Annotated in this window: 9 protein-coding genes and 1 pseudogene; all 10 read right to left on the bottom strand. The window is 47.0% G+C overall.

All coding sequences use genetic code 11. The annotated features are described in order from the left end of the window. Positions 1–50: 50 nt before the first annotated feature. The 10 genes and pseudogenes from ACIDITHRIX25_RS98480 to murJ all read right to left on the bottom strand — a co-directional run bounded on the left by ACIDITHRIX25_RS98480 (position 51) and on the right by murJ (position 12,565). Entirely contained in the window at positions 51–935 is an 885-nt protein-coding gene (locus tag ACIDITHRIX25_RS98480; protein ID WP_052605637.1) for a ParB/RepB/Spo0J family partition protein, read from the bottom strand. Then, positions 935–1,699 (bottom strand): ParA family protein, encoded by a 765-nt coding sequence (locus ACIDITHRIX25_RS98475; protein WP_249685755.1) that lies wholly within the window; start codon positions 1,697–1,699, stop codon positions 935–937. Before ACIDITHRIX25_RS98475 ends, ACIDITHRIX25_RS98480 begins: the two co-directional genes overlap by 1 nt. A gap of 2,963 nt (positions 1,700–4,662) precedes the next feature. Next, positions 4,663–5,472 (bottom strand): HDOD domain-containing protein, encoded by an 810-nt coding sequence (locus tag ACIDITHRIX25_RS98470; protein ID WP_201733509.1) that lies wholly within the window; start codon positions 5,470–5,472, stop codon positions 4,663–4,665. A 2-nt stretch (positions 5,473–5,474) separates the two neighbouring features. Next, on the bottom strand, positions 5,475–6,695 hold the full coding sequence (locus ACIDITHRIX25_RS98465) for a GGDEF domain-containing protein (RefSeq protein WP_201733508.1): 1,221 nt from the start codon (positions 6,693–6,695) through the stop codon (positions 5,475–5,477). Between the two features lie 277 nt (positions 6,696–6,972). Next, positions 6,973–7,995, bottom strand: a complete 1,023-nt coding sequence (locus tag ACIDITHRIX25_RS98460; protein ID WP_052606099.1) for a peptidoglycan-binding protein — start codon at positions 7,993–7,995, stop codon at positions 6,973–6,975. Positions 7,996–8,000: 5 nt separating this feature from the next. Then, positions 8,001–8,318: pseudogene (trxA, locus tag ACIDITHRIX25_RS98455) on the bottom strand (thioredoxin); the annotation flags it as partial. A gap of 113 nt (positions 8,319–8,431) precedes the next feature. Then, entirely contained in the window at positions 8,432–9,406 is a 975-nt protein-coding gene (trxB, locus tag ACIDITHRIX25_RS98450) for a thioredoxin-disulfide reductase (RefSeq protein ID WP_201733507.1), read from the bottom strand. 29 nt (positions 9,407–9,435) lie between these two features. After that, the gene (locus ACIDITHRIX25_RS98445) at positions 9,436–9,765 is read right to left on the bottom strand and encodes a hypothetical protein (protein ID WP_052606093.1); all 330 of its coding nucleotides are present in this window, start codon (positions 9,763–9,765) and stop codon (positions 9,436–9,438) included. Positions 9,766–10,100: 335 nt separating this feature from the next. Continuing rightward, complete coding sequence (locus tag ACIDITHRIX25_RS98440; RefSeq protein WP_052606091.1) at positions 10,101–10,952, bottom strand: DegV family protein; 852 nt, start codon at positions 10,950–10,952, stop codon at positions 10,101–10,103. After that, positions 10,949–12,565: a murein biosynthesis integral membrane protein MurJ gene (gene murJ / locus ACIDITHRIX25_RS98435; RefSeq protein WP_052606088.1), complete on the bottom strand. Its 1,617-nt coding sequence runs from the start codon at positions 12,563–12,565 to the stop codon at positions 10,949–10,951. The genes ACIDITHRIX25_RS98440 and murJ overlap by 4 nt, the downstream gene beginning before the upstream one ends. Positions 12,566–12,567: the final 2 nt, after the last annotated feature.

The following is a 12,567-nucleotide window of genomic DNA, read 5'->3' as shown; positions in this document are numbered from 1 at the left end:
ATACGGCGCCCAAAGAGTAATCTTCCGGACGCAATATTTTTTGGATATGTCTATTCCTTTTCATCTTCGATGAGTTGTTCGGTGATTCGTTTGAGGTCTTCGAGGTTATCGAATTCGATGACTACCCTTCCTTTTGACTTTGGTGAGTTCGATTTGGGCATTTGCACTTCGACCTTGGTATCTAGTAGGTCGACCAAGATTTTCTCGAGTTCCATAATGCCAGCGGGTTTAAATTGCTTCGTGTCTTTTTTTGGTTTGCCGACCTTAGGCACATTGTTTTCTCCAAGAAGTGCCTCAAGTGCCCTTACTGAGAGGTCTTCCTCGACGATTCTCTTTGCGTATTGTTCTTGCTGCGTGCGATCGCTTATGGAAAGTAGCAGACGAGCGTGGCCAGGTGAGATGCGTCGTTCTACTAAGAGTCGCTGGGCATTTGCCGGTAGTTGCAGTAGCCTCATTGAGTTTGTTATTACCGCACGCGACTTTCCAATTCGGGTTGCAAGAGTTTCATGGGTGAATGCGAACTCTTCAATCAGGCTCTGGTAGGCCATCGCCTCTTCGATTGGATTTAGATCCTCTCGATGCAGGTTTTCTACCAGAGCTTGCTCTAGCGACATCTTGGAGTCGGCCTGTTGTACTATTGCAGGTACCGTATCTAATCCAACCCGTCGGGCGGCTCTCCAGCGGCGCTCCCCCGCAATGATTTGGTATTGACCTTCTTCGATCTCGTGTACCAAGATTGGTTGAATGATTCCCATTGCGCCAATCGATGCGGCAAGGCTTGAGAGGGCTTCTTCATCGAAGGATTTGCGCGGTTGATCGGGGTTGGGTCGAATGTGCGATGTGGGAATCTCTTTGTAAGTTGCTTGGCGATCTTGTGACTCACCTTGGGGTATCAGGGAACCAAGTCCCCTACCGAGTCCAGCCTTTCGTACCATCAGTTTATTTCCTTGGCTAGTTCGCGATAGGCCACTGCCCCACGGGATATGGGGTCAAATACTGTAATTGGTTGTCCGTAGGAGGGTGCTTCAGAGAGTCTCACGGAACGAGGAATCACTGTTTTGCAGACGATCTGTGGATAGTGCGATTGTACGTCTGCGGCTACCTGTTCGGCTAGTTTGGTTCGAGAGTCGTACATAGTGAGCACTATATGGGTAACCTCGAGGGTTGGATTGAGGTTAGATTTTACAAGCTTTACGTTTCGGAAGAGTTGGGTGAGTCCTTCTAATGCATAATATTCGCACTGAATGGGAACAAGGACCTCGGCAGCAGCAACAAGTGCATTGATGGTCAGAAGGCCGAGAGACGGTGGACAGTCGATAATGATGAGGTCAAATTCGTCCGAGACTTCATCGAGCGTCCTCTTGAGGCGATTCTCGCGACTGAGTTGGCTTACCAATTCGATCTCTGCACCGGCCAAATCTATGTTAGCTGGTAGAACGAAGAGGTTTTTGACAGCGGTTGGTTCGATTGCATCCTCAATGGGTACATCATGAAGAAGGACGTCGTAGACAGTAGTGGCTAGAGCTCTAATGTCGATTCCCATACCGGTACTCGCGTTACCTTGGGGATCTAGGTCTATCACCAGGACGCGTTTTCCCGATTCGGCGATTGCGGCTGCTAGATTTACCGAAGTGGTAGTTTTCCCTACCCCACCCTTTTGGTTAGCGATGGCGATGATTCTAGTTTGATTATCAGTCACGGTCTCCCCGTCCATACATTTACGGCATTTGTTTCACGTGAAACACACATTTGATCGATGCCTGCAGCGTTAGTCTTTCAAGAAGGATCTTCAAGAAGGATCTTCTAGAAGGTGACGTGAGATTTAGGCGTTTGCTTTGGGCTGCTGGGGCGATATCTAGTGGTTTCACTTATGTTAGTTAGGCTACACCATTAAGGGTGGCATTGCTACTCGTTTTCGGTGTCGGTTTGCTCTTTTGTCTATTCGGATCTACCTAATGGATCGCAACGTTGAGGTAATTTCGATTCGAGATCGCGTAGTGACAGGTACGGCAGTTATTGATCTCATCAATCGATGGTATTTCCGGAAGGATTGAGATCTCGTTGGGGTATCTCCGATTCGGGTGGATTTGTAAGGTTTTGGCGGCGATCTGAGACTATCTTGATTTCTCGTGAGCTTTTTGCTTTTGCTATGACAGTAGTTCGGATTGTCAAGGGGGTAGTGATTGGTTGAACCAGTGGCACCGTTGAACCAGGGGCACCGTTGTACTAGGCCGAGAAGGATCTGTTCAAGACGATCTAGTTCGCATTGAATTGCTGGGGGCCATCCTTAGTTTTTGGCTTAGAGTTGGCTACACCGTGACTGTTCTGTTTTGCTCTGTTGAATCGTGTACTCTATCCAGGTGGCGCGTTTAAAGAAGCGTTTTAATTTTTGTCGAAAGGTATAGGAGTTGCATTTGAGTGGTTATCTCTATTGATAGATCTCTTTGGTTGCTAATCTCGCCGGAGTGGAAGCAAGACCTTAATTGCCCGGGTCTATGGTGATGGGGAGTTCGGGACTTAGAGCGATCCTGTCTTGTTAGTTATTCCTTTATCTTTTTGGCTAGCTTCTACCTTGTTTCCTGTCTTTAAAATTTTGCCTTCTTTAATGCGTTACCTTCGCCTAGTCAAGTGCTATAAAGAGTCTTTTTGTTTTTGAATTGGCTGTTGGGTGAGGTGATTAGTGGCTTTCTTTTCCAGGGTTTTTCTTAGATATGCCCTGTCAAAGCCATGTTTGGCATGTTACCTAACCTATAGTTCGGTGATCATTCGTCAGTGCGATTGTGTTTCACGTGAAACACCTATAGCCCTAGGCCTCGGATTATTCTGGCTAGTGACCGGTCTGCGTCGTCGTATTATTCTGATTGTTTTGCATTTGGTCTGTAGTTAGCCGGTAGTTTGAGTATTTTGTTCAGCAACTAAATAAGTTAGGTGCTGGATCGACCGCTTTCATGGCAGGTATGGTCTCGGCAGATTCTCAGTAGGTGAGATCGATCTAGAAAAGCTGCGCAATCCATTTCGTTCGATATCGATAATACAGGAGGATGGTTTTGCTCCTGACTACGATCAATATGGCGAACATTACCCCTGGCGATCGGAAGGTCTCTTATGTTTTGGTGTGATCGTTTTTTTGATTCCCCTTCAAGGGTCTCTTACATTGGTTCGCCGATCAGCCCAAATATCCAGTGCCGAGTTAGTTTCCTTGGCTGTCAATTTTATGTCCAGTCAATTTTCTGGGCTCTGTCATGGTTGGTTTGGATAGTGGTGACGGGGGAGTTGTTCGATCTTTATTTCGCCGAGAGGCACAAGGGTCTTTAGGATCGCGATATCGAGATTTAAAGTAAGCAACAGAACTAATTGGAAGATTTTCGTAGCAATTGCTCTTTGAGATAGCTTTGTGTTTCTAGGCAACCCGAGGTTGGATCTCCTCCTGGCCAGCAAGTATTTGGTCCGAAATGTAGCGGAACTAGCCCTAATTGTTCTACCGGGTGTTATAGAGGTACCAGTTGGGATTGGTGCAAAGCATGGCAATCGAAATCCGGGCTCTTGGTTGGCTGGTTTCGTAGCCATAGGTTGGGCGATAATCGGTTTTGTGTCCATCACCCAGCTTTTTTATAAAGCGGAAGATTGTGCCGTTTAGGGCAGAGGCTATGGTGCGTTATCATCGGATGTAGCTGGTGGTTTGCATAGAACTTTCTTCGTATGGTTCTTAGGGAGTTTTGAGGTAGCACGATTTTTTTGTGTCGTTTTGCTTCGCCATGGTTAAGGGGAGGTCATTATGGTGATGGTTTCCATTGGTTTTGCGGTCGATTTGTTGCACCGCAAGGGTGAGGACTAAGGGCGAGTTGTTCGTTTTGCTTCGCCATGGTTAAGGGGAGGTTGCTGGGTTTGAGCCGGTTGGTAAAGATGGGGTGCATTAGTTGGGGCTTTAGGGTTGGGTCAATAGGGGATCTATCCAAGGAGCACCCTTTGGTGGATAGACTTTTGAGTATCTTGCTTCTATGGATATGAGGCTTTTTCTAGGAATTGATCCAGAGCTGGGACTACTGGTTTGTCCTTCGTTTTAATATGGTGCCTTGTGTGAGAGCTCTTGGGTTGTATTGAGTGGCGGCTAATGCGGTCGAGGTTGTCTAGTACTGTGTCTGAGCGTAATGGAAGTCCTGGTAGATGCTCAAAGACAGATTGTGGATCGGTTTGGTGGTCTCAGGAGCCACTATAAGGACTTCAGGTCGGTGCGACTGTGGTGTCTAGAAGATGCTTCTGACTGGCGACTGGCGACTGGCGACTGGCGACTGGCGACTGTTGGTCTTCTTGGATTTATTGCATTTGTTGTGTGGTTTTGCTAGTTAAAGTGAACCGCTTCGGGATTGGACTATAGCTAAAGTTTCTTGTGCCATCAAGATAGGCTGTCTCTAAGGTTTGTGGTTGGTTTTAGTAGGTCGTCCCATTTCGCGGCAGCCTTTTGATTGAGATCTCTTTGTCTTGGTTTGGTCGATGGCCATGACAGGATCCCTGGTGTAAGAGTTTATTCCAGGAGAATTATCCGTGAGTTTTCCGGGATGGTTTCCTGTTTTTCTGAGTGGATGATTTATGCACTTGTGGTTATGTGAGGCGTGCTATTTTGGGATTGTGGTGAACTCTACCTGGTGAGGACCTATCTGGTTCTTACGGTGTGTCAACTGACGCGATAAAGAGGCCTATCTCTTCGGAGATCGTTTCGAAGTTAAATCCGCCCATGGGGGAGGGTAGTTGGAGCGAGTCTGAGGTAGTGTGATCGGGTTGCTGAATCGATTCAGCGATGAGCATTCCCCAATAGAGAGCTTTGGAGTTTTGATCGCTTGCTTCTATGGGTTCATGGTGATGGTGGGCGATAGCATTGCAGAATTCGTCAGGATATCCCCATTTGGTTAAGATTGAGTTCGAGAGTTCTGAATGTGTGACACCAAATTGGATGAGTTCGAGTTCTTCCTGGTAGGGTCCGCGTTCAGCTAGTGGTTGTAGGAGGGTTTCTTTTTGAATTTGATTGCAGGTATCTCTGTCGCTGTTGTAGATTATTACCTCACCAAAATCCGCCAAGAGACCTCCAGTTAGTCCAAATGATCGATCTAGCGACATTGCTTCTGCAGTCTTTGCTGTGGCGATAGAGTTGGCGAGGAGTTTGTGCCATATTTGCGTGGGAATATCGATTGAAGCTCTAAGTAGTGATGCGAGTGCTATCGACCTGATTGCCAAAAGACCCAGGATTGAGACGGCGAAGTTGAGGTTAGATACTCTTCCGGGAAGACCATAGTAGTTTGAGTTGGCAATTCGAATTATGTTCGCACTTAATATAGGATCACTGTTGATCAACTTAGATATATCACCGGTCCCAGAGTCGGGGTTGTCTATGGCTGAGACGATCATTGATGCTACTGAAGGGTTTGTGTTGGCGTTCTTCAGGAGCGATACTAACTTTGAAAGTGTTGAAGTGGACATAATTACCCCTCGCGTCTTTGCTTTGAACGTTGTTTCACACCATACATGGAGGCATCAGCTCTATTTAGGAGTTCTTCGGGGGATATCGCGGGATCGCTGGAGGTAAATGAGCCGAAGCTTCCAGAGATTCTTATTTGTGTATTTGCGAAGTGGACTGGCGCCTCCATGGATGACTTTAGTTCGGCGATGATTGTTGTGGCTTCAGCGTTGTCGAAGATTCCAGGGCAAAGGACTACAAATTCGTCTCCAGCATAGCGATAGGCTAGATTGCCATCTCGACAGCCATAACGTAGACCGTTGGCAGCTTCTATCAATATACGGTCCCCAGCCTTATGACCTAAGCTGTCGTTTACAACTTTGAAATCATTTAGATCGCAGAAGATTACCGTTATGCCCTTAATCTCTTTATTGGTGAGAGCTTGATGGTGGCTATAGAGATCGTTCATCATCGCTGCTCTGTTGGGCAGTCCGGTGAGGGGGTCATGTGTTGCGGCATGGGCCATCTGTTCTTCGCGGAGGCATCTGTCTGTGATGTCTTCTGCCGTGCCTGCAAATCCTGCTCGCCCGTCACCAGAGATAATTGGTGAAATGGTATATAGGATTCGTTTGGTGGTGCCACTAAAGGTGACTAGATCAATTTCGCTCTCTGTTACTACGCCAGATAGGGTCTTTAGTACGGCCTCCTCGATTATAGGACGACTTATTGGAGGAATCTGGTCAATCCATCCGGTGCCAAGGAGGGTCTCGACCGGACTTTGATATATCTGTGCCAGAAAGTCATTTGCGAATTCGGTACGTAGGCCTACCTCGCTGTAGAAGATTCCTATAGGAATCTGATTTGCTAAAACCCAGAGGCGCTCTTGATAGAGGGCGAGCTCGTGATGGGCATCAAATTCGGTTCGGTCTGTGATCTCTAGCATCATCTCGCTATTGGAGAGCGGGGTTGCTAGACAAGAAATTGGTATCGTAATTCCAGTGGCGTGAACTAGTTCGCCCTCGAGACTTTGAGCGTGGTTGAGCTTAGCAGGAATCTCTATAGTGGTAATCTGGTCAAGTCGTTGACCGATGATATCGATAGCAGCCGTAGCCATCAGTGTTGCGGTTGCATTGTTGATCCAAATGATTTCTTCTCGAGCTACGAGAATTAGCGCCTTTTCGGTATTGGTAAGAAAGTTCCGTAGCGAACCAAGGAGTTCTCGATCTGAGCTAGTCGTAACTTGCATAGCATCTCCGGTACCTTCGACTAATTAGCTGTCTTTAATATCGGGGCGATTATAAGTTTTCTTTAGTAACACAACCAAGGCCAAGGGCAATTTGGCCCTTGTTTTTTTGAGAAGCCTTCATTATTTTTGCTATGGGGATGGCGATGGTATCTCAGGTGTGTTTTAGAGTTGTTTCGATCTATTTAGGTGGTAGGTAAAGTCTAACTTTAAGGTTTAGATGGTCTGAATCTAAACCTTAATCTGAGATTTACACAGTTGTGGATAACCCTGTGTATAACTACTGTTGGTCAGCTTTCCAGCTGGTCAGGCCGCTAATAATAGCGGCTGATATCTCGATGGAGTAGAGGCTCCATAGGTGTGGCTCCCCGATTGCTACTACTACAGATGGTGTTCTTGTAAGTTGGAGCATTCTATGTGTAGAACCTAATACTTCAACCGACGGTATAGGTAGGACTTTTTCTAACTCATCTGCGATAGTTTGGGCGATAGATCGCCCGATAGTTGATGTATATCTGAAGCCTTGAAAGTAGGAGATACATCCTTGGTTTGAGCGAGATATTTCAAGGAAGATCGAGAGATCTGCACCGGAGGTATTGGTGAGGCTTGCGATGGTAGTGATGTCGGGATGGATAAAGCTAGTGGAGCGAATGCCCTCTTTGTTTAGCGATTGGCGGATCATCTCGGCATTCACGGCAAGACTGAGCGGGGCCGCAATGGCAAGCTTTAATGTTCTTATATCTTTTGCCGGGTCTCCAAAGCGCAAGGCTTCTTTGAAGCTAGTTACTGTAACCGAACTACGACCGATGTTTCGTTCCAGTTCGGCTATTGTCTCTGCTCCTGATATGCCATCTCCAGAGAGACCCACATTAATTTGGAACTCTCCTACGGCTCGAAGGGTCTTTGGTCCAAAGACACCATCTACCTTGCCTGGATCAAAGCCGAGCCATGAGAGACGACCTTGCAGTTGGGCAATATCGTCACCTCTAAGCATGGGCGTCTTTAGATAGAGCAAGCGGTCGCCCAACTTCCAGTGGGCCTCAATTAAGACATGCCAAGTCAATCCATCACAGATTCCATTTGGAGTGATGCCTTTTGACTGCTGAAATGCGCGAAGTTGGTTTTTGGTTGAGGAGCCAAAGGTACCTAAGTCATCTACGGCTACATACCCACATTGGGTAAGTAGCCGCTGTAGGTGTCCTACTGAAGTGGGTTTAGACCCTGGTCCAATTGGGATATCGGCCTCGCCGAGGTCGCTCTCAAATTCTTCGTTGGCGCCAGCTTTGAACGAACGCTCTGTCATGGACCTTAGAGGTGTGCCTCTATTTCGCGAAGTAGTGCTGATTTCGATCGAGCTCCCACCATGCGTAGCACTGGCTCGCCCTTCTTGAAGAGAATTAGTGTCGGAATGCTCATTACCTCGTATCGGCGTGCCGTCTCCATGTTCTCGTCGACATCCAATTTGCCGATCTGGAGTACTCCCTCTTTCTCGCGCTGAATCTCCTCTAGGATCGGAGCTATCATCTTGCAAGGGCCACACCATTCTGCCCAAAAGTCTACGAGCAAAAGATCATTGTTTAGCAGTTGCTCGTCAAAGGATTTATCCTTTAAAATTTCCATCTTTTTATCTAGCCTTTCGCCATTAGTTAGCTACAAAAATACGACCAATTCGATCGACATTAGCGCTCGTCATTTAAAACGCAATTTTAAGGTTGGTCTATTCCTTTATCTGGCCTGAGTCAATGGGTCACTTGGTGTTCGAGCCAACGCTCTGTGTCGATTGCTGCCATACATCCCGACCCTGCAGCTGTTATAGCCTGACGATATTTGTGGTCTTGAACATCACCGCAGGCAAATACTCCCTCCACGGAGGTGTAGGTGCCATCATGGGTGATGATGTAGTTATTTTCATCAAGGTCGATCTGACCCTGGAATATGTCGGTATTGGGGACGTGGCCGATAGCAACAAAAAGACCCGTGACTAATAGCTTCGAGGTCTCCTTGGTGGCTCTGTTTTGCAGAACTATCGCCTCGAGGGAGTTTTCACCGATAAGTTCACTAACGACAGATTCCCAGATGAATTCGATCTTGGTGTTAGCCATAGCGCGATCGGCCATGATTTTAGAGGCTCGTAGCTCGTGGCGTCGTACTATCACGTAAACCTTTGTTGCAAATTTTGTAAGGAAGATCGCCTCTTCCATGGCTGAATCTCCACCACCGACGACAGCAATCTCTTTTCCTCTAAAGAAAAATCCATCACATGTGGCACAAGTCGAGACCCCGTGGCCGATTAGTTCTATCTCTCGGTCAACGCCAAGCATCAATGATCTAGCTCCAGTTGAAATGATGACGCTGTCGGTCTCATAGGCTGGATCAAGATCATTGAGATCTCCAACTTGATCTGTGGTCCAAAGACGAAATGGGCGAGTGGAAAAGTCCACCTTGGAGACTTTGGCGCTGTGTATCAAAGTTCCGAATCGCTCGGCTTGGGCTTTGAAGTTCCCCATCAATTCCGGACCATCAATTCCATTGATAAAGCCAGGAAAGTTCTCAATCTCTGTTGTAAGCATCAATTGTCCACCTGGCTGATCCGAGGTGGAGGAGATCTCTCCTTCGATCATTACGGGGGATAGATTAGCTCTTGCGCTATAGATGGCGGCGGTGAGTCCGGCTGGTCCCGATCCGACGATTGCTACCTTAGTCTTTTGGGTCATCTTTTTATTGTTCCTTGGTTTATAAATCTTTAATCATTGAGCGCTTTGATTCGCTTTGACCATATAAAGAACCCCGCGGCGCTGAAAATAACTCCCAAAACTAGGTAGGTGATCCAGACATTGTCTCCAAAGAGATAGACCGTCATCGCTCGGATGATGCCAATTAATAGTAGGATCGCTACGGTAGAGGCAAGGGCTGCGCCCAAAAGGCCGAAGATCAGAACTCTCACTATTCGATAGATGGGTGAGATCCCCTTTTCTCTGATCGAATCGGTAACTTCAATTACCAAGTTTGTCGCGCGTTCTGGCCAGTCGCTCTTTTTGGACGGGGCGCTTTGTGGATTGATCTCTTGGTCCATTGGAATCTCCGTTGTCAAATCGTTATTGTGGTCTGGGTGGATTTGGAATCAATAGATTTAGGTGTATCTAAGTTGTTCCAGTTGGCTCTAGTTGTTCTAAATATCTTCATCAGTTCGAATTGGTTAGTGTTCACTTGAAGGCATCTACGCATCTCGTCTTTATTTAGTTTTTCTAAATCTAGTTTTTCTAAATGAACCAACTCGATAACTTGATCTGGCTCTTATGATTCGAAAAATTTGGGGCAAAAGAAGTCTTCAACTATCAATTAGTTTATTCGCCCCATGTACCCGATAAAATGCTTTTTCCTTCTAGAAGCCCTAATGCCAAAGTTATCTCAGTGGGCTTTTTCTTGAAGGGTGAAGGCCACCCCAATAGTCCTTGGGCCACTGTGGGAGCCAATTACAGGTCCAATTATCGCCACTGGGATATCTTTTAGTTTTGTGATCTCTTTTATCTTTGCGACGAACTCATCGGTGTCTGGCGCTAAAGCGCTAATCACCGCAATCTTTTCTATCTGGTCCGCTTGGCCTTGAACGAGGTCGTAGAGATATTCAAGCGCGCGCTTTCGGGTGCGTTGCTTTGAAGGTGCCTCAATTACCCCGTCTTTTACCTCGATGATCGGCTTTACTGAGAGGATTGAGCCCAGCGTTGCGGCTGCAGGGCCTATTCTGCCGCCCTTTCTTAGGTTATCAAGAGTGTCTAAGGCCCCAAAGACGCGCGTTCTCGCTTTTGTGTTCCTAATCAAAGTTGCCAATTCTTCGATTGGCAACGAGGAGTTTTCACTTCCTAGAACGGCTAGTGAGCCTTGGCCATATGTTGCCAATTCAGAGTCGATGACTATTATCGGAATCTTTGATTGGCCGACCTCTTCGCTAGCGCGGGTAGCGCTTTGATAAGTTGCTGAAAGTTTCGAGGAGAGAGTGATGACTATAATTCCGTCATAACCACTCTCAATCGCCTCTGTCATGGCTTCGACGAAAGCCGCTATAGAAGGGGCGGCCGTTTGCGGAAGGGTTGGCGAGCTTTGTGACTTTTCCCAGAACTCTTCGACGCTCAATTCGATTACGTCTTTGTAGGACTTATCGCCGAAGGTAATAGTAAGTGGAACGATACCTATCTGTAGTTCGTCGATCAAATGCGGCGGTATATCCGAAGCTGAATCCGTTATGATTTTGATCTTGCTCATTTTGTTGTTCTTCCGCTTCTGGTGATTGTTGAAATTCCATAACCTAAGGCCACAACTGAACCGAAGGCAATTGACCCCAATATAAGTTCGACGCCAATATAGACAATCAATTTAGCCCCATTTGAAGCACCTAGGTAGTTTGAGACAACCTTTATGACTATCCCCATGGCTAATGACGGTATCGCAATGCGAATCCAAGAGTATAAAAGAGATCTCAAATAAGGTGAAAGCGCTAGTCGGCGCATGACAATGGCTGCGATGACCGCTGAGACGCTGTAGCTAATCGAGACTGAGAGAGCAAGACCAAAGACGCCATAGCTATGGATTAAAACTATTGCCAGAATAATATTTAGCAGGTTCTCGATGAAATAGATCCAAAATACCTCTTTGGCTCGCCTTGCACTTTGAAAGCCTTGTACGAGTGCTAGGTAGGCTCCGAATCCCGGTAATCCAAGGCCTAGAGCGATAAGGCTTTTGGATGTCAAGTTGATGCCAATAGCACTTGCTGCTCCGTGGCCAAGGAGAATCTGAACTATCTGATGTGACATGGTGACATAGATGGCACTGAAGGGGATCAATAGGGCTACCGAGATTCGAGCCCCACGAGTTAAGTTGCGACGGAAGGCCCCTATCTCGTGGTGGGAGTAGTATTCGGCAAGGTCTGGCAAGATTGCAGCCATGACCGAAAAGGCTGCAATGCCATAGGGGAGCTGAAAAAATAGATATGAATTGTTATAGGCACTCACAGAGCCGGGGGAGTGGCCCTCTGCAAGGGTGAGCATGAAAAATAGAGAGACTTGATTGGCAAGCACATAACCAAAGGTCCACCCCGAAAGGCGAGTGATCTCTTTTACCGCGGGGTTGGAGAGGTCAAAACGAACAGAGAGGGCAAAGCCTCGTCCTCTCATTGCATATAGGACGATTGCACATTGAAGTGCTACCCCCGCAGTAGTTCCGATCCCTAAGAGCCAAAGTAGTGAACCGCCATTTGCGAGAGAGTTCAGCTTTTGTGCCTCAGTTAGAGAGGAGAATGAGAAGTGAAAGATTGCCAGGGTGATGATAGCTATGACGTTGTTGGCAATGGGCGCAAAGGCGGGGACGGCAAAGTGTCTAAAGGTGTTAAGTAGGGCTGTTCCGATTGAGATGACCCCATAGAAGAAGAGTTGTGGGGCAAAGAACCTAAGCAGATTTATTGCCGCTCGTATTTGAAGGTCACGATTTGGTGCATGGTTGGAGAGGAAGTAACCATGAATTATCAACCCTGCCACTAATTCAAAGATCAAGGTGGCAATTATTAAGGCTCCAACGGTAACAGTCGTGATGGCTGAAAGGGACTCCCAGACCTCGTTTTTAGCCTTTCGAGACGATGCTTTTACCATCACCGGAACGATCGTGGAGGCTAGTACGCCCCCAATCAAGAGATCGAAAAATGTATTAGGTGCGTTGTTGGAGAGGTTGAAGATATCTGAGATCGTGTAAATTCCAAGTGCCCATGCAATTGCAGAGAGGCGAAGAAGTCCAGTTACGCGCGATATTATCGTGCCAATGGCCATAGCTCCAGCGTTTCGGCGCCTGGTGGCTACGTTCCCAATCAAAGACTCCATCTTTTTCATTT

This window comes from Acidithrix sp. C25 (assembly GCF_904848545.2).
This window is presented reverse-complemented; position numbering and strand designations above follow the sequence as displayed.

Excerpts from the sequence above, each read along its gene's own strand:
- ACIDITHRIX25_RS98480 (WP_052605637.1), bottom strand. The coding sequence starts at position 935 with ATGGTACGAAAGGCTGGACTCGGTAGGGGACTTGGTTCCCTGATACCC.
- ACIDITHRIX25_RS98470 (WP_201733509.1), bottom strand. The coding sequence starts at position 5,472 with ATGTCCACTTCAACACTTTCAAAGTTAGTATCGCTCCTGAAGAACGCC.
- ACIDITHRIX25_RS98465 (WP_201733508.1), bottom strand. The coding sequence starts at position 6,695 with ATGCAAGTTACGACTAGCTCAGATCGAGAACTCCTTGGTTCGCTACGG.
- ACIDITHRIX25_RS98460 (WP_052606099.1), bottom strand. The coding sequence starts at position 7,995 with ATGACAGAGCGTTCGTTCAAAGCTGGCGCCAACGAAGAATTTGAGAGC.
- trxB (WP_201733507.1), bottom strand. The coding sequence starts at position 9,406 with ATGACCCAAAAGACTAAGGTAGCAATCGTCGGATCGGGACCAGCCGGA.
- ACIDITHRIX25_RS98445 (WP_052606093.1), bottom strand. The coding sequence starts at position 9,765 with ATGGACCAAGAGATCAATCCACAAAGCGCCCCGTCCAAAAAGAGCGAC.
- ACIDITHRIX25_RS98440 (WP_052606091.1), bottom strand. The coding sequence starts at position 10,952 with ATGAGCAAGATCAAAATCATAACGGATTCAGCTTCGGATATACCGCCG.
- murJ (WP_052606088.1), bottom strand. The coding sequence starts at position 12,565 with ATGAAAAAGATGGAGTCTTTGATTGGGAACGTAGCCACCAGGCGCCGA.